General features: G+C 28.9%; 20 protein-coding genes, 1 pseudogene and 1 riboswitch. All 21 genes and pseudogenes read left to right on the forward strand.

The genetic code is table 11. The features are described from left to right. Positions 1-87 precede the first annotated feature (87 nt). The 21 genes and pseudogenes from O3802_RS05510 to O3802_RS05610 all read left to right on the forward strand — a co-directional run bounded on the left by O3802_RS05510 (position 88) and on the right by O3802_RS05610 (position 16,572). Complete coding sequence (locus O3802_RS05510) at positions 88-552, forward strand: DUF2004 domain-containing protein (RefSeq protein ID WP_371458646.1); 465 nt, start codon at positions 88-90, stop codon at positions 550-552. A gap of 67 nt (positions 553-619) precedes the next feature. Beyond that, positions 620-1,729 (forward strand): tetratricopeptide repeat protein, encoded by a 1,110-nt coding sequence (locus O3802_RS05515; protein ID WP_371458647.1) that lies wholly within the window; start codon positions 620-622, stop codon positions 1,727-1,729. A gap of 186 nt (positions 1,730-1,915) precedes the next feature. After that, positions 1,916-2,320: a hypothetical protein gene (locus O3802_RS05520; protein WP_371458648.1), complete on the forward strand. Its 405-nt coding sequence runs from the start codon at positions 1,916-1,918 to the stop codon at positions 2,318-2,320. A gap of 14 nt (positions 2,321-2,334) precedes the next feature. Then, positions 2,335-3,513: an AAA family ATPase gene (locus tag O3802_RS05525; RefSeq protein ID WP_371458649.1), complete on the forward strand. Its 1,179-nt coding sequence runs from the start codon at positions 2,335-2,337 to the stop codon at positions 3,511-3,513. A gap of 81 nt (positions 3,514-3,594) precedes the next feature. Beyond that, on the forward strand, positions 3,595-4,335 hold the full coding sequence (locus O3802_RS05530; protein WP_371458650.1) for a TraX family protein: 741 nt from the start codon (positions 3,595-3,597) through the stop codon (positions 4,333-4,335). 139 nt (positions 4,336-4,474) lie between these two features. Next, complete coding sequence (locus O3802_RS05535) at positions 4,475-4,795, forward strand: hypothetical protein (RefSeq protein WP_371458651.1); 321 nt, start codon at positions 4,475-4,477, stop codon at positions 4,793-4,795. Positions 4,796-4,874: 79 nt separating this feature from the next. Continuing rightward, complete coding sequence (locus O3802_RS05540) at positions 4,875-5,828, forward strand: hypothetical protein (RefSeq protein WP_371458652.1); 954 nt, start codon at positions 4,875-4,877, stop codon at positions 5,826-5,828. Positions 5,829-6,032: 204 nt separating this feature from the next. After that, positions 6,033-6,470, forward strand: a complete 438-nt coding sequence (locus tag O3802_RS05545) for a hypothetical protein (RefSeq protein ID WP_371458653.1) — start codon at positions 6,033-6,035, stop codon at positions 6,468-6,470. Positions 6,471-6,496: 26 nt separating this feature from the next. Further along, a complete protein-coding gene (locus O3802_RS05550) occupies positions 6,497-6,811 on the forward strand; it encodes a TfoX/Sxy family protein (RefSeq protein ID WP_371458654.1) in 315 nt (104 codons plus the stop codon). Between the two features lie 65 nt (positions 6,812-6,876). Then, positions 6,877-7,635, forward strand: a complete 759-nt coding sequence (locus tag O3802_RS05555) for a DUF4261 domain-containing protein (protein ID WP_371458655.1) — start codon at positions 6,877-6,879, stop codon at positions 7,633-7,635. A 48-nt stretch (positions 7,636-7,683) separates the two neighbouring features. After that, positions 7,684-8,073, forward strand: coding sequence for a YbgA family protein (locus tag O3802_RS05560; RefSeq protein WP_371458656.1), 390 nt, complete (start codon positions 7,684-7,686; stop codon positions 8,071-8,073). Then, a complete protein-coding gene (locus O3802_RS05565; RefSeq protein ID WP_371458657.1) occupies positions 8,073-8,435 on the forward strand; it encodes a TIGR02328 family protein in 363 nt (120 codons plus the stop codon). Before O3802_RS05560 ends, O3802_RS05565 begins: the two co-directional genes overlap by 1 nt. A 147-nt stretch (positions 8,436-8,582) precedes the next feature. After that, positions 8,583-9,632 carry an LLM class flavin-dependent oxidoreductase gene (locus O3802_RS05570; RefSeq protein ID WP_281666159.1) on the forward strand — a complete coding sequence of 350 codons (1,050 nt, stop codon included), beginning with the start codon at positions 8,583-8,585 and terminating at the stop codon, positions 9,630-9,632. A 142-nt stretch (positions 9,633-9,774) separates the two neighbouring features. Continuing rightward, positions 9,775-10,185 (forward strand): annotated as a pseudogene (locus O3802_RS05575) (GNAT family N-acetyltransferase); the annotation flags it as partial. 103 nt (positions 10,186-10,288) lie between these two features. Then, positions 10,289-11,221 (forward strand): dihydroorotate oxidase, encoded by a 933-nt coding sequence (locus tag O3802_RS05580; RefSeq protein ID WP_371458658.1) that lies wholly within the window; start codon positions 10,289-10,291, stop codon positions 11,219-11,221. A gap of 66 nt (positions 11,222-11,287) precedes the next feature. Beyond that, positions 11,288-11,899 carry a phosphatase PAP2 family protein gene (locus tag O3802_RS05585; protein WP_371458659.1) on the forward strand — a complete coding sequence of 204 codons (612 nt, stop codon included), beginning with the start codon at positions 11,288-11,290 and terminating at the stop codon, positions 11,897-11,899. A gap of 148 nt (positions 11,900-12,047) precedes the next feature. Beyond that, positions 12,048-12,149: riboswitch (purine riboswitch) on the forward strand. A 268-nt stretch (positions 12,150-12,417) separates the two neighbouring features. After that, positions 12,418-13,107, forward strand: a complete 690-nt coding sequence (locus tag O3802_RS05590; protein ID WP_371458660.1) for a pentapeptide repeat-containing protein — start codon at positions 12,418-12,420, stop codon at positions 13,105-13,107. Positions 13,108-13,155: 48 nt separating this feature from the next. Then, positions 13,156-13,953, forward strand: coding sequence for a tRNA pseudouridine(38-40) synthase TruA (gene truA, locus O3802_RS05595; protein WP_371458661.1), 798 nt, complete (start codon positions 13,156-13,158; stop codon positions 13,951-13,953). 141 nt (positions 13,954-14,094) lie between these two features. Beyond that, positions 14,095-14,916 carry an energy-coupling factor transporter ATPase gene (locus tag O3802_RS05600; protein WP_371458662.1) on the forward strand — a complete coding sequence of 274 codons (822 nt, stop codon included), beginning with the start codon at positions 14,095-14,097 and terminating at the stop codon, positions 14,914-14,916. Then, on the forward strand, positions 14,901-15,791 hold the full coding sequence (locus O3802_RS05605) for an energy-coupling factor transporter ATPase (RefSeq protein ID WP_371458663.1): 891 nt from the start codon (positions 14,901-14,903) through the stop codon (positions 15,789-15,791). The genes O3802_RS05600 and O3802_RS05605 overlap by 16 nt, the downstream gene beginning before the upstream one ends. Next, entirely contained in the window at positions 15,784-16,572 is a 789-nt protein-coding gene (locus O3802_RS05610; protein WP_371458664.1) for an energy-coupling factor transporter transmembrane component T family protein, read from the forward strand. Before O3802_RS05605 ends, O3802_RS05610 begins: the two co-directional genes overlap by 8 nt. Positions 16,573-16,584: the final 12 nt, after the last annotated feature.

Genomic DNA, 16,584 nt, shown 5'->3' on the forward strand with positions numbered 1-16,584 from the left:
TATCTATGTTCGATGCAAACTAACTAGAATGTTAAAAAAAATAGTTTACTTTGATTAGAAGATTAAAAGTGTTTGAGGAAAATTAAAATGAGTAAAGTTAATCACGAGTTTTTTGGCGAGATAGATACAGAAAAAGATGCAGATGAACAATTTAGTGATGATGTTCGCGTATTATGGGAAGAAGAGTATAATGGAATTATGACAACACTATGGTATGATAGTGGTTATGAATTTAAAGTAGGAGTTCTTGATACATTTGCTGAATTTTTACGCAATAGTGAAAACTATTTTGAGAAAGCTAAAGAAGCTTTAAAATGTTATTTAAAAGTGGATGATGAGTATATTGTTTTTCATAAAGAAGAATTGGAATTAGATATACCAGATGAAATTTGTGAATTTGTAGAACAAATGAAAATAGAAGCAATTTTGCTATGGGCTGGGGAGAACTTTATCAGTGTTGATTTTATGATTAATCCAGAAGAAAGTGATCAAATTCTATGTGTGAAATTTAATGATGGTTTAGAAATAGAAAGTATAGACTGGGAGAGTTAGAAGAACCCTTTACAAATTAATAAAGTAGTTTTTTGTAGTTCGTAATGTGTTTGGGATGGCGGTATTTATGAAAAAAGTAATAAAAGAATTTTGGAATGTATTAAAAAGTGAATATGAAAATGAATATAAAGAAAATATTTTTAAAAATTATAGTCAAACAGAACATGTTTTAGAGAATTTCAGAACATATTTAAAAGATCTTTTTTTTAAATATCCATCTAATGTAGATATTGTTTGTGTTTTGGCTTCTGTAGAATTAGAATTAAGATATGAAAAAAATACAATTAAATTATTAGAAGATTTTGTTTTAAAATATAATGAAGAAATTAATGATGTTGATAAAGCGAGAATTTATACTAATCTAGGATTCTATTACGAAGCTGATAAAAAACAAGATGAATATTTGTTAAAAGCCAACAAGATAAATTCTCCCTTTATTGAAACATATAAAGGCTTAGCACTAACTAGTTTTTCAAATTATCAGCGTAATAAAATAATTGAAGATTTATATAAAAGTCTGATGTATTTTGAAAAAGCGTTAAAAATAACTAATGATTATGAAATACAATTTGGATATGCAGCATGTTTATTTGAAATGAAAGAGTATCAAAAGGCAAAAGTTATTTTTGAAAAACTATTATCAGAGTATCCAGATAGAATGCGTTTGTTGTTATGTATTGCTTATTGTGAAGTATATTTAGGCAATAAGGAAGAAGCAATCTATTATTTAAAAAAAGTTGAAGTAGGGCAAGATGAGAAGTATTATTTAACTACTGATGATATTGCAGATTATCAAGTTTTTGAAGCTTATTATGTTCTAGGAGAATACGATTTATTTTTGGAAGAGTGTGAGAAAGCAATTCTTGATTATTACTTTGCAGACTGGGAACATTACTATTACACACTTTGGCTTAAAAATAAATATGAGAAATTTTACGAATGTGTAAGTAAGTATAAAAATGACATACTTAAAAATATAGAGGAAACGAAGGTTGATGATGATTTTTCTTGTGAAGAAGAGAAGCAAGATTATATTAAAAGTTACGAAGAAGATTTAGAAAAATTAATAACAATGTCTAATAAAATTCAAAATGAGAATTATAAACCTATAATTAAGTTAGAACTATATCCTGAATATGGTTGCTTCTTAGTTGATTGTATTAGGCATAATTTTTAAAGAATACTGTTGAATACAGAAATAATCTTTAAAAGAAATCATACACTTATAGATTTAAAAATTAAAAAGATAAGTGTTTTATATATCGATAAACTTTTTTTAAAAAATAGGGTGTAATAAAAATAAATGAGTATAAATAAATTAAAAATCAGTAAAAAATATATAATAAGGTAGGATGATAAGTATATGAAAAAAATTGATACACAATATATTAGTGAGAAAAAAGCTGATTTGGATGAAATAAAGTATATAGTTGATAATTTATTTACAAAGGATAGTGAAGAATGGCTATGTCTTTATGATACTTCAGAAAAAAATCCAAATTACGTTCAGATACACTCAGATATTGAATATTTTGAAGACGATGCATTAAACTTCTTAACTCAAGTTTTACAAATTCCATTAGATAACATAGATGAAATAGAAGGTATTTACTTAGTAGAATGTAGAAAGTATAAAGATAAAGCTGATTTTAGACATTATCGCGCCTTTTTCCTAGATGCAGATGTAGTATATTCTTATTTAGAAACATACATAAATGATGAAGAAATTAATGTTGAAGGTTGGTACGATGTAACCGAGGAGTTTTAAGAGGAATAACGAAAATGAAGCATAAATTATTAAATATAAAAAAATTAGCAGTAGTATTTGGGGCTTTCGCACCAATGCACACAGGTCATGTAGATCTTATAACAAAAGCAAAACGAGAAAATGATGCAGTTTTGATTATTGTGTCAGGAACAAATACGAAAGAAGATCGTGGGACGCGTGATGGTCTGCATCTTAATCGACGTTTCCGTTATGTTCGAGAAGTCTTTCATGATGATGAATTAGTTGTAGTGGATAAACTTGATGAAGAAGGTATGCAAGCATATCCAAAAGGATGGAATACTTGGTTGGACACTCTCCATAAACTTATCAAAGAAAATACAGATTATCAATTCGAAAAAATGACATTTTATGTAGGTGAGGAAAATTATCAAAAACCATTACTTAATTATTTTGAAGAAGTTTTTGCTAACGAATATGACAATATGAAGGATTGTGATAATTCTCTTTGTGATATTAAACAAAAAGAAGTGACAATTAAAATGATTGATTCGACTATAATTCCAGTATCTAGTACTGAAATTCGAAAAAATCCTTTAGTATATTGGCGATATATTACGAAGCCTTTTCGTCGCCATTTTACGAAGAAAGTTTTGGTAGTAGGTTCGGCTTCAGGAGGGAAAACTACACTTATAAAAGATCTTGGACGTGTTTTTAATGCACCTATATCCCTTGAGTATGCACGTTATTACCAAGAATTTTACAATGTTCGTGATGATGAACTAGATACTAACGATTATATTCGTCTTTTTGCTAATCAAAATGAGCAGACTTCAAATGTTATTGATAGTGGTAGTCATACAGGTATTGTCTTTGTAGACACTAACGCTACCGTGACTATGGCTTATGTAGATTATTATCTTAAAGATATTATTTCAGAAGAGGAGTATCAGGCACTTAAGCTATCATATAAGGTTGCTATTTCAAAAGAAAAATGGGATCTTATTATTCTAATTCCACCAAAATCAGCATATGTTAATGATGGCTTTCGTGATATGAGTATGGCAAGTCAAGATATTCGAGACGATTTTACAAACCATCTTATTTATTTACTTGAGCGAGATGGATTTAAAGAAAAACTTTTAATTCTTGATAGCGATGTAGATACTTTCTTTTTAGATAATTACCAAAAAACTATTCAAGCTATAAAAGATCGTCTTAATATTGAAATTTAAAAAATATTAAGGGAATAAAAGATAGAATGTGTAGAGTATATTTGATTGTTTGGTATAAAACTGCGCAATAGGAGGAAGTTTTTGGGAAATTTAAAATTTAATGCAACACAATTGAAGTATATTGCTATTATAGCGATGACAATAGATCATTTAGGATGGCTACTATATCCAGGTTTGGTAAAAGGAGCAGTGCCGGTGACTATGCATATAATTGGCAGATTAACAGCACCTATAATGTGGTATTTTATAGCAGAAGGTTGTTACTATACTAAAAATATTAAAAAATATTTTCTGAGATTAATGGGATTTGCGATAGTTAGTCATTTTGCTTTTTGTTTTGGCCTAGGTATACCTTTTAATCTAATGGTAGGTAGCATTTTTAACAAAACAAGTGTGTTATTTCCACTAGCTATGGCAGTATTATTGATAGCTGTATTTAGAAATGAAAAGATAAATAATACGTTGAAAACTCTAACGATTATTATTTTTTGTTTATTAACTTTCGTAGCAGATTGGTCTTCGATAGCATTGATGATGCCATTTTTCTTGTATCAACATAGAGAGGATGAAAAACAACAAGTTATAGATTATGTAATTTGGATAAGTGTTTATTCAGCTATTTATATAATATTTATTGATATATTCTATGGAATATTACAGTTTGCTACTTTACTTACTATACCATTATTACTGAAATATGATGGGACAAGAGGTCAAAGCATAGGTTCAAAATGGTTTTTCTATTACTATTATCCAATCCATTTAGCGATTATAGGTATTTTTAGAATTTGGTTATATGGAGATATTCCGTTAGTGTTTTAATTCGTAGAGAGTGGAAAAACTCTTTATATTAATGAAGTATACTATTAAAATTCTGGTAAAGTTAGGAAGAATTTTCCATTTATTTATATGAAAAATATATAAGTATTAATATTATTCTTACTGATAGGAGGAATATCTCATGAAAGAGTTTATAAGAAAATATTATGTTTATATTATTGTAATAATAGCTTTTTATGTCACTACACCTTTGCTTTGTAGAGATGCTGGGGGTGCATTTCTTACATTATTAATAACATTCCCCTTAATTATCTGGATTCTTTCTTTTATACATAGCAAGACACGTGGATTTAATTGGCGGCTGTCTTTAATTATAGGATTACTTTGGATACCAGTTATTACAATATATTTAAATGAAAGTGCGTTGATATATGCTTTAATATATGGGATGACAAGTTTTTTAGGACAAGGATTGGGAGTTTTATTTAAAGGGCGAAAATAGAAGGATTAACATTATAAATTGTATTATAGGATATAATAGAGGTATTAATTATTTTATAAAAGGAAAGAGAGGATAATATATGAGAAAAACATTATTAAAAATATTAGGAACGGTGGTTTTAGTTTCAGCTTTGTCTGGATGTTCTACAACTTCAACAACGACAAATAATTCAAAAGATGAACCTAAAAAAGAAGTGATACAAGGGCCAGGAAAAGATTTTGATTGGAATGCAAAAGTGGAACCAGTAAAATTAGATCGTACATACACAGAACAAAATTCTGGTAAAAGTTTCACAACTAGGTTGACAAGAGTGGAAAAGGCTCAAGCTAAGTTAGAAAATAAAAAGAAAAGTATTTCTGATGAAAAAGTAAAATCTGCATTAAAAGTAATAGATGCTGTTTTTGTTAATCAGCAAAATTTTGATGATTTAGTTAAAGCGGCAGGTTTCAATAATCAAAGAGAATTATTTGAAAATATTTGGAAACAATTTATTGCAGATGCAGCAAAAGAGTATAACTTTACTCCAAATGAAGAATTTACGTTCCAAGAGACAACATATAAAATGAATGTATATGGTGCGATGTCATTTAAGGTAAACACTAATGCTTATGGGAAGGCCGGAGCGTATGATTTAAACGATTATAAAGTTGAAGGGAATACAGTTTATCTGTATATAACGACTCCACATATTGATAACTATCAATATTTTGTAAAAGCTAGTTATCTTCCGAATTATGAAAGTTTTTTTGAACCATTAGCTTTGGTAGTTAACACGGCACGTTCAGAAAATAAAATTAGTGAAGTTTTGAATAGTAGAGCTATTTATAATCTAGCGGCGTTAGAATATAAAGCAGATCGTTATGTAGATCTACAAGGGATGGATTATCATCCAACAGCTAAACAATATATCGCAATACAAGTTGATGATAGTGGAAAAGTCACTATAGATATGGAGAATTTGCAAAACTTACTACATATAAATTCTAAGAAATCTAATGAAACTAACAAAGTTAAATTTAATATAACGCAATAATTATAAACTAGCATCCTTTATTTGATGAAATATGGGGTGCTATTTTTTAAAGCTAGGGAAAATAAAAGTGATAAAAATTCAAATTAAATATTTATATGATTAGAAAAATATAGTAAAATAGAATAAGCGTACCATCATCATAACATAATGTGGTGATATATAAAATGTATAGTGAATGTTACAATACTAAAAAAGAGACAACAAATGTGTGAAGAATGTTATTCAGATAAAAATAGAGTAACACCGTTATTAAAACCAGTAGAATGTCTTAAAAATCATACACAATACATATGTGGGAGCTGTGGAAGATGTATTTGTATTGAGAAAGATTCAATTAGGGGATTGCAAAGATGGAATTTTCCGTTTAAATCATTAGATATTGCGAAGCTTTATTTGCGTACAGCAGACTTTACATTGAAAAAATGTTGTGGAATTTATGAGATAGAAAGTTCGAATGGAAGACTGTCTTATAAAATATTTGCGGATAATAATGAATTACAATTATTTTTGAAAAAAAATAAAAATAAGAAATGCAACTCATTACAGCCATTGTTTTCTATTCAAGAATATAAAGAATATCCAAATACAGAAGTAAGAAAATTAACAGATGCTGAAATAGGAAAGTATATGAGTGAGAGATAGGATATAGTCAAAAATAGGGGATTTATATGGCATCAGGTAAAGAATATTTAAATTTTATATTAGAACAGCTAGATGATTTAGAAAATATTAAATATAGAGCCATGATGGGAGAATATATTTTATATTATAATGACAAGATTGTCGGTGGGATATATGATGACAGACTACTTGTAAAACCAGTGAAATCAGCCTTAGATTACGTATCAAATATAGAATATGATTTACCCTATCCAGGAGCAAAGGAAATGTTGTTAATTACTGAGGTAGATGATAAAGAATACTTAACAGGTTTATTTATGACAATGTTAGCAGAATTACCAGCAAGAAAAGTAAAAAAGTAAATTAATTAAAACTATATGGAGAAGAAAATATAGTAAGGAATAACTTTAAAAAAGGAGAAAAACTAATGGAAGCTTTAAATGAAAATAATGTTGTTTTGTCAATGCCGATGTTCAAAAATAATAAAGGTTATGTTTTAGATAAGGTAATAGAGGATTTAAGAGTATATTGGGAGCTTGATGTTACGGATATTGAGGGTAATGATGAACTAGCTACCTTCAAAGTAGGAGATGAACTTGTTGCCATATCGATGATGCCAGTACCGATACCTAATTCAGAACTTGAATCAATGTATAGTTATTCATATTTATGGGAGAATGTAGAAAGTGAAACAAAAGAACACACAAATCATGCGATAGTTTCAATTTTATTTAGTGATATATCGCCAGTAGAGAAATATTCATTATTAACAAAAATTAATTCTTCTATATTACGTACTTGTGAAGATGCTATAGGTATTTATCAAGGATCAGCTACATTATTACTTCCTAAAGAGCTTTATGTTGATTTTTCAGAGTTATTACTGAGTGATATGCTACCGATACAGCTTTGGATATATATTGGTATTATATGTAATAATGAAAAAACTAGTATTTATTCTTATGGTATGCAAGAGTTTGATAAGTCTGAGATAGAAATATTAGAAACGGTTATGTCGAATAGAGAAGTATATGATTTGTTTATAAATATTTTAAATTATGTTTTGGCTTATGATGTAACATTAAAACATGGAGAAACTATAGGGTTCTCTGAAGATGAAAAAATAAAAATCATTGAATCAGAGGCTGTTTATGTAGATGGTAATTCATTAAAGCTAGAGATTTAAAATACGGCCGTAGAAAATAATATTGTTAGGTAAGGAATATAATTTATTATGGATAAAAAGAAGGAACGCATCCTTTGTCAGAAACTTTGGGTGAAAAATAAATATTTGGTGTTAAGTAAATCGAATCAGATATATTTAGAGATTAGACAATATTTAAAACAAGAAGATGTTAATACAAGAGTAGTAGAAAGATATATTGAACAAGCGATAAAGTTACCAGAAGATAAAGGTCAGGTGACAAATGCTTTTCATCACGTTTGGGGATATTTCAAAAAGAACGCAACATCAGAGGAAAAATATAAGTTCTTTGCAAAGTTAGAAGAGTATAGAGATGGAAAAACAACACAAAACGAGATTTTAAAAGAAATAAGAGTATTATTGGGAAAATATCCTAATAAGTATTTACAGGAATCAACTTTTATTATAGGAGAAAATTAATGAGATTATGGCATGAAGATTTGATTCGCAAACTACCTAGACAACAACTTTTAGGGCAACATCGTGAATGCTGTGCATTAAGAGGGAATGGTTGGGCAAGAAGACATGCAACAGTCAATTACGTATTTGATTATGAACCATTTTTGTTATATAAATATCATAAACTAATAATGGATGAAATGATAGCTAGAGGATATAATGTGAGTGAGGAATGGTTTGATAAAAACTATCGAGGAAAAGTTTGTAAACCATATACAGACTTGAAAGAAGTAAAAATTAATTCACCAATTTATAAAGAACATAATGATAGTTATTATATGGAATGTATAAATAACTTAGCAGATAAAGGAATAGAGATTTAGTTTAAAGTAGATTTTATAGTATATTAATTTCTAGGGAGAAAAGTATTTATTTGATATCTAAAAATTAATGAGTAAATTGTTTTGTTATTATATATAGTCAAGAGTATAATTAAAGATAATATGTAAAATATAAATTAGGAGATAACTATGAAAGTTTCTGTATTGAATCTTGTGCCATTAAGGCATGGGGAAAGTTTTAAAGATGCTATGGATGCTATGGTACGTCTTGCAAAAAGAGTTGAAGATTTAGGATATACTCGGTATTGGATTGCTGAGCATCACAATATGAGAAGTATTGCAAGTAGTGCAACCCAACTTTTAATTCAGCATACACTAGCAAATACTAAAAAAATTAGAGTTGGTTCTGGTGGTGTAATGTTGCCTAATCATAGTCCATATTTGATTGCTGAACAATATGGAACGTTAGAAACATTGTATCCTAATAGAGTAGATTTAGGACTTGGACGTGCTCCAGGTACAGATGTACCAACAGCGATGGCTTTACGTAGAACTAAAGATTTGAAAACTGATTTTGAGCGTGATTTGGCAGAATTATCAGGATACTTTAAAGGTTCGAATTATGTTCAAGCCTATCCTGCACATGGTCTGTATTTACCATTTTATATTCTTGGATCAAGCACCGATAGTGCGTATCTTGCTGCTAAGTTAGGGTTACCTTATTCATTTGCTGCTCATTTTGCACCAACGATGATGGAAAATGCTATAGCAATATATAATCGTTATTTCCAACCATCAGCTATCCTTGACAAGCCTTATGTAATACTAGGAGTGAATGCAATACTAGCTGATACAGATGAAGAGGCTAAAAGATTATCAACGACAATGATACAATCATTTTTAAATATTGTTACAAGTAATCAGAAAGGGCTTATGCCGCCACTTCAATCGGAAGAAGCGGTGTGGAGAGAATTTATCGCCACAAATAAAGTCCCCCATTTTGGCCCAATTGCTTTTGAAGTAGATAATTTGATTAGTCATGAAAAGGAAATAGTGGAGAAAATGACTAAGGTATCTTTTATAGGTAGTAAAGAGTCGGTCGCAAAACAAATTAAAGATTTACAAAAAAGAGTTAAATTTGAAGAACTGATAGTTAATTCTTACATTTACGACGAAGAGGCTCAATATCATTCTTACAAACTTTTAGCAGAAGTTATTGAGGAAAATTTTAAAGAATAGGGATGAAGCAATGTTTTTATTTGAAAAATTCCAGTTAGGAGATGGAAGAGAATGTAAATTGATTCTTCCAGAAACAAAGTATGCAGAGGAAATGTATAACATAATTGACAACGAATGAGAGCGATTAGGCGAATACTTACCCTGGGTTCATAACTTAAAAAGTGCAGAAGAAGAGAAAAAAGTTATTGAAGATATCTTACAACAAATGCTGGATAAAAAGATGTTTGTTTTAATGATTTTAGTTGATGGTAAAGTAGCGGGTATGATTGATCTTCATGAAATAAAAATCAATGTTCGCGCTGAAGTAGGCTACTGGCTAAGTGGAGAGTATGAAAGATTAGGAATAATTACAAGAAGTGTAGAATATTTAACAGAATACGCATTTACTGAGTTGAATTTGCATAAACTTACGATACTAGTTCAAACAGAAAATGCCAAAAGTTCAGCTGTACCGAAACGTCTGAATTTTTTCAAAGAAGGGGTATTAGTAGAACATGAACTTTCTAATGGGAAATTTGTTTCATTAGATTTATATTCAAAAATAAATAGTTAGTATTAATAGAGGATATTTGATTTATAGTTTGGTTCTTCTTATCAATAGTAACTAATTAATATTTATGATAAACTAGATAAAAAGCTTTATGGAGGGAGAAAAAATGTTAAAAACAACATTTTTAGGAATAGAATTAGAAAATTGTTTAATGAATGCATCTGGTGTTCATTGTATGAGTGTTCAAGAACTTAATGAACTTGCTGGAAGTGCAGCAGGAGCTTTTGTTACAAAGACTGCAACAAGGGATTACCGTGCAGGGAATCCTGAACCTCGTTATTATGATACAAAATTAGGAAGTATTAATTCGATGGGACTTCCTAACAATGGATTTGATTATTATTTAGATTATGTATTAGAACGCCAAAAACAAGGTGCCAAGCTACAATTTCTATCAGTAACAGGTATGAGTTATGAAGAAAATATTGGACTGTTGAAAAAAATCCAAGAAAGTGATTATGAAGGAGTAACTGAGTTTAATCTATCATGTCCAAATGTTCCTGGTAAGCCTCAGATTGCCTATGATTTTGATTTAACAGAGAAATTGTTAGCCGAGGTTTTCTCGTTCTTTACGAAACCACTAGGAGTAAAACTTCCACCGTATTTTGATATCGCCCATTTTGATGCAATGGCAGAGATTTTAAATAAGTTTCCACTAACTTATGTAAATAGTGTTAATAGTGTAGGTAATGGATTATACATTGATTTAGATAAGGAAGAGGTTGTTATCAAACCAAAAGGTGGCTTTGGTGGTATTGGTGGAGAATATATTAAACCAACTGCATTGGCAAATGTACGTGCCTTTAGACAACGTCTTAATAAAGATATTAAAATTATTGGGACTGGTGGGGTTATTAATGGACGTGATGTTTTTGAGCATATACTGTGTGGAGCAGATTTGGTACAAGTAGGTACAATTCTTCATCAAGAAGGAGTTGGAGTTTTCGAGCGTTTAGCAGCTGAATTAGAAGAAGTAATGCGAGAAAAAGGTTACTCAAGTATAGAAGATTTTAAAGGGAAATTAAAAACTTTAGACTAAAACAAAGGATAACTAGATAGAATAACAAAGAAATCTAGTTATCCTAATTTTATTTAAGGAGATGACATGGAGGAAAAGAAGTATAATTTTATAATGTTAGTATCAATTTTTACATTTTTAATTATCGCAATAGGTTATGATAGCTTTTTAAAAAATTTTGATTTGAGAATAATTAATTTTATTCAAGGTTTTGAAAGTAGCGAATTAACTATTTTTTACAAGTCTATAACTGATATAGTCGACACATGGCAAAGTACAGTACTAGTAGTTGTGATAACAGTAATTTTGTATTTTTTAAAGTATAAAAGAGAAGCGTTGTTTTTGGTACTAACAATGTCAACATGTGGAATAATAATGTCTTTTATAAAAAATATATTTGAAAGGCAACGACCAGAAATTCATCGATTAATAGAAGTTAGTGGGTTAAGTTTTCCAAGTGGACATAGTACATCAGCAACCATAATGTATCTAACATTAGGATTAATCGCTATTAATGTATTTCAAAAAACAAGTAAATATCTTATTTTACTTATATCAATTTTAGGAATACTGATAATTACAACTTCAAGAATATATTTAGGAGTTCATTATCCTACCGATGCTATAGCAGCAATATGTTTAGGTTTCTTTGTTGTGACATTTTATTATAAAAGTTATTACAAGAAAATAAAAAAATAAGTTATAAAAATAAAATAGAAGGAAATATTTGTTATCATGATTTATAATTGATATAATAACTTTTAGAGAGGAAAGAAAACGGTATAATTATAATTTTTTGTTAATTATAATAAAAAATACTTGAAATATTAAAGGATAACTGGTATTATATTAATTAAATAATATAGCACATATAAAGGCAGGGATATGGCTTGCAAGTTTCTACCATCGAACCGTAAATTTGATGACTATGGGCAACTCTCTATCGATGCAAGAAAGTTATAATGGTAAGTATTATATATGTTAGTAGGCTGTATTATGTAGTCGAATGAAAATATAGATCGAAGCAGGGATTAAATATTTTTATGAGAAAAAAGGAAAAGAAGTTTATTAATTATTATGTAAAAAAATTTATAAAAGTAGTATAAAGAACCTACTTTTTTCTTTTGAATTAAATTAAATATTAAAAGTAAAGTTTAATTTTTGGACTTTACTTTTTATTTTTTCTCTCTATGATATAATATAAATGAGGTGTTTTTATGGAAAAAATTTCTTTTGAACAATTTAAAAACAAGTTAAAACAAGGAGAAAAAGATTTTACAAATTTGATTTTAGAAAGTATGAATTTAGAAAATTATGATTTAAGTAACATGAATTTTTCGCATTCTAATTTTATTAATGCTAATTTATCAAATGTAAATTTTTATAGTAGCCAACTTGTTAATGTTCTTTTAGATGATTGTAATTTGCAAAATGCCAACTTAAAAAATGCTAATTTAGAGCGTGCTTCTCTAAGACGAGTAAATTTGACTTATGCAGATATAAGAGGTGCTAAACTATATGCAGCAGTTTTAGAAAATGCTATTTTAGATAATATAATATTTGATGATAAGACAGAAAATTTTCGTATTCATTGTCCTGAACAAGGGGCTTTTGTCGCATATAAAAAAGGTTTAGACAACCTAATTATAAAACTGTTGATACCTAGCGATGCTAAAAGAGTTTCTTCTACAATGAATTGTTGTAGATGCGATAAGGCTAAAGTTCTAGAAATAAAAAATTTCGAGGGCTCTAAGTTTTTCGATGAAGCGTGGTCAACGGTAGCAGAAAATTTTTGTTATAAGTTGGGTGAATGGGTATATGCAGAGAATTTTAATGAAGATCGCTGGTATGATTCTACCGGTGGAATTCATTTTTGGATGACTGAAGAAGAGGCAAAAGCTTATTAATTGTTTGTGAAAAGCTATATTTATAAAATAAATTTTTAGGAGATAAGAGTGAGAATAGTTTTACTATGTAGATATGATGGAAGTGGTTATCATGGATTTCAAATCCAGCCAAATAACAACACTGTTCAAGAAGAAATAGAGAAAGCATTAAAAAAGATAAACAAAAAAGATATACGAGTATATATGAGTGGACGTACGGATAGTGGTGTACATGCTTATGGACAAGTTCTTCATTTCGATACAGAATTGAATATCCCAAATGAAGCGTGGAAGAAGGCATTAAATGCTAATTTGCCAGCAGACATTAGAATTTTCGGTGTTACAACAAGTAATGAGGATTTTCATGTTAGATATAATAGTACAAGAAAGACTTACCATTATAAATTATATATAGGTCAAAATGTAGATCCGTTTTTGCTGAATTATGTTGGTCAACACAAGTATAATTTTAATTTTGAAAAAGCGAAAAAAGCACTGAATTATTTTATAGGAGAACATGATTTTTCTTCATTCTGTTCAAAAAATTCTAGTGTTGAAGATAAGATTAGAGAAATTTATTACTTTAATATGTATTATGATAAAACCAACCCACGTGTTATTAACTTTGATATTTGTGGGAATGGATTCTTATATAATATGGTGCGTATTATAATTGGTACTATTCAAGATGTAGCAGCTGGGAAATATGAAGCGGAATATGTAAAAGAGATTTTAGATAAAAAAGAACGAAAATATGCTGGGCCAAAAGCAGATGCAGCTGGCTTATATTTAAAAGAAGTTATTTATGATAATGAAGAAATTAATAAATTTATAAAAGAAGGACAGGATAGATACGGAAGTGTTTAGAGCATAATTTCCAGTACTTGATTTAAAAATGGCCTAGTAGAGTATGGAGACATTACCTAAGTAACTACAAAAGTTTAAGTTTGAGAAACATTCTGAAATTTGATATAATGAAATGATGTTTTAAAGAAATGAGTATAGATAATGATAAAGTTCGACAATGTATTTTTTAAATATAACAATTCTGAAAATATGACATTAACAGATATAAGTTTTGAAGTTCCAAAAGGTAGCTGGTTAACAATTCTTGGAGAAAATGGTAGTGGAAAGTCTACACTAATGAAATTTCTTTATGGGCAAAATTTGGCAACTAAAGGCAAAATTTTCTTTGAAAATAAAGAATATACAAAAGAAACATATAATGACATTCGTCAAAAGATTGCTGTTGTTTTTCAAAATCCAGATAATCAATTTGTAGGTGCAACTGTTGAAGAAGATATAGCGTTTGGATTAGAAAATAAAAATCTTCCGCGAGATGAAATGGAGAAAATTATAGGTGAAGTATTAGATATAGTAGATATGAAAAACTACAGAAAATTTGAACCATCTTCGCTTTCTGGAGGGCAAAAGCAACGAGTAGCTATTGCATCAGCACTAGCTTTGCATCCAGAGGTTTTAATTTTAGATGAGGCAACAAGTATGTTGGATCCAGTTGCAAGAAAATCGATATTAGGATATATAAAAAAAATAAATAGGGAACAAAAACTAACAATTATATCTATAACTCATGATGCAGAAGAAAGTATTTATTCAGATAATATTATAATTTTGGAAAAAGGAACAATCGTCTATAATGGAAGTTATAACTTTTTATATAACGATATAAATATACTGAAAAAATATCACTTAGAGATACCTTTTTTAGAGAAAATAAAGAATGAATTAAATGCTTATTTAGATATAAAAACATTTGAAATAGAAGAAGATGAGAGGAGTGTAGTTGAAAAAATATGCAAATTAATTTAAAAGATGTTAGCTATATTTACAACGAAAAAACTCCTTATGAGAAAAAAGTATTAACTAATATTAATTTAACGATAGAAGAAGGCCACTATACTGTTATAGTAGGAAAGACAGGAAGCGGGAAGTCTACATTAATAGAGCATTTTAATGGTCTATTGATTCCGACAAGTGGAGAGGTTAATGTAGATGGAATGGTAATAGTAGCGCCTAAGAATAAAAAAGAACGCCGAGAATTAGCGAAGAAGTTGAGAGAACTTCGAAAAAGTGTATCTGTTCTTTTTCAATTTTCAGAACAGCAACTTTTTGAAACGACTGTGTTGAAAGATATTATATTCGCTCCATTAAATTATGGAATAAGTGAAGAAGAAGCTATAGAAAGAGCGAAAGAATTGATAACCCTTGTGGGTCTAGATGAAAGCTATTTGGAAAAATCTCCATTTGAATTATCTGGTGGGGAAATGAGAAAAGTAGCTCTTTGTGGCATACTGGCCCTTGAACCTAAGGTATTGATTTTAGATGAACCAACTGTAGCTCTTGATTACAGAAGTCGTGAGGAAATAATGGATATGGTCAAAACTCTGCAAAAAGAGAAAAAAATGACTATAGTTCTTGTAACTCACAATATGGATTATGTCTTAAAGTATGCAGATATCGTCCATGTCATAAATTCTGGAGAAATAGCATTTTCTGGATTGCCAGAGGAGTTGTTTTCTAATAAAGAGTTATTAAAAGATAATTCACTAGAACTTCCCGAAATTTTGAAATTTTATTATCAGTTGAAAGAGCAAAATATTGATATAGGATTATTTCCTAGGGAATATAAAGAATTGACGGATAGTTTAAAAAATATGATAAAGAGGAAAAAGGAAAATGAATAATTCGTTGATAAGTAAGTATATACCGTTAAATACTATTATTCATAATTTAGATCCTCGAGTGAAATTATTTTTTGTAATTTGTTATTTTATTGATGTTTTTATTGCGCATAGTGTGGGTGAATTTTTAGTATTAGCTTTGTTTTTGATACTAGCAACGATTCTATCTAAAACAAGAATTGCTTTTCTAATTGAAAGCGTAAAAGCTACTCTATTATTAATAATATTTACTTCATTAGTCCATCTTATTTTTAATAAGAGTGGAAATGTTATTTTTGAATTTTATGCTTTTAAGATTTATAGTGGAGCCTTTTATGGTATAGCACTTATCACAGTTCGGTTTGTACTTGTAGTTATGATGATGGTTGTATTTATGGGGACTACTTCACCAAGTGATATTACTCACGCTATAGAAAAGAGCTTAGGATTTTTGAAAAAAATAGGAATTCCAATTTCTACATTTGCGCTTGTATTGTCTATTTCTCTTAGATTTATTCCTACTATTTTAGAAGAAACTAATAGAATAATAAATGCTCAGGTATCACGTGGTTCAGATTTTAATGAAGGAACTTTAATTCAAAAAACTAAGAAATTCATTCCAATTTTGATTCCACTGTTTATCGGAACATTAAAAAGAGCGGATGAACTTGCGACTGCAATGGAAGTAAGAGGATATAGTACAACAACTATAAGAAGCAGATATAAAGAACTAAAATATAATAAGTTAGATTATTTAAGTTATATATTAATTATTCTGACTACAATATTTATAGTGATAATGTAATAAGGAGATTAT

The sequence above is a fragment of the Gemella sp. 27098_8_92 genome, from assembly GCF_041433685.1.
Taxonomy (GTDB): domain Bacteria; phylum Bacillota; class Bacilli; order Staphylococcales; family Gemellaceae; genus Gemella.

Bases quoted from the DNA above. Each gene is read 5' to 3' on its own strand.
- O3802_RS05520 (WP_371458648.1), top strand. From the start codon at position 1,916: ATGAAAAAAATTGATACACAATATATTAGTGAGAAAAAAGCTGATTTG.
- O3802_RS05580 (WP_371458658.1), top strand. From the start codon at position 10,289: ATGTTAAAAACAACATTTTTAGGAATAGAATTAGAAAATTGTTTAATG.
- O3802_RS05540 (WP_371458652.1), top strand. From the start codon at position 4,875: ATGAGAAAAACATTATTAAAAATATTAGGAACGGTGGTTTTAGTTTCA.
- O3802_RS05565 (WP_371458657.1), top strand. From the start codon at position 8,073: ATGAGATTATGGCATGAAGATTTGATTCGCAAACTACCTAGACAACAA.
- O3802_RS05525 (WP_371458649.1), top strand. From the start codon at position 2,335: ATGAAGCATAAATTATTAAATATAAAAAAATTAGCAGTAGTATTTGGG.
- O3802_RS05590 (WP_371458660.1), top strand. From the start codon at position 12,418: ATGGAAAAAATTTCTTTTGAACAATTTAAAAACAAGTTAAAACAAGGA.
- O3802_RS05510 (WP_371458646.1), top strand. From the start codon at position 88: ATGAGTAAAGTTAATCACGAGTTTTTTGGCGAGATAGATACAGAAAAA.
- O3802_RS05605 (WP_371458663.1), top strand. From the start codon at position 14,901: ATGCAAATTAATTTAAAAGATGTTAGCTATATTTACAACGAAAAAACT.
- O3802_RS05555 (WP_371458655.1), top strand. From the start codon at position 6,877: ATGGAAGCTTTAAATGAAAATAATGTTGTTTTGTCAATGCCGATGTTC.
- O3802_RS05535 (WP_371458651.1), top strand. From the start codon at position 4,475: ATGAAAGAGTTTATAAGAAAATATTATGTTTATATTATTGTAATAATA.
- O3802_RS05545 (WP_371458653.1), top strand. From the start codon at position 6,033: ATGTGTGAAGAATGTTATTCAGATAAAAATAGAGTAACACCGTTATTA.
- O3802_RS05570 (WP_281666159.1), top strand. From the start codon at position 8,583: ATGAAAGTTTCTGTATTGAATCTTGTGCCATTAAGGCATGGGGAAAGT.
- O3802_RS05515 (WP_371458647.1), top strand. From the start codon at position 620: ATGAAAAAAGTAATAAAAGAATTTTGGAATGTATTAAAAAGTGAATAT.
- O3802_RS05560 (WP_371458656.1), top strand. From the start codon at position 7,684: ATGGATAAAAAGAAGGAACGCATCCTTTGTCAGAAACTTTGGGTGAAA.
- O3802_RS05550 (WP_371458654.1), top strand. From the start codon at position 6,497: ATGGCATCAGGTAAAGAATATTTAAATTTTATATTAGAACAGCTAGAT.
- O3802_RS05600 (WP_371458662.1), top strand. From the start codon at position 14,095: ATGATAAAGTTCGACAATGTATTTTTTAAATATAACAATTCTGAAAAT.
- O3802_RS05610 (WP_371458664.1), top strand. From the start codon at position 15,784: ATGAATAATTCGTTGATAAGTAAGTATATACCGTTAAATACTATTATT.
- O3802_RS05585 (WP_371458659.1), top strand. From the start codon at position 11,288: ATGGAGGAAAAGAAGTATAATTTTATAATGTTAGTATCAATTTTTACA.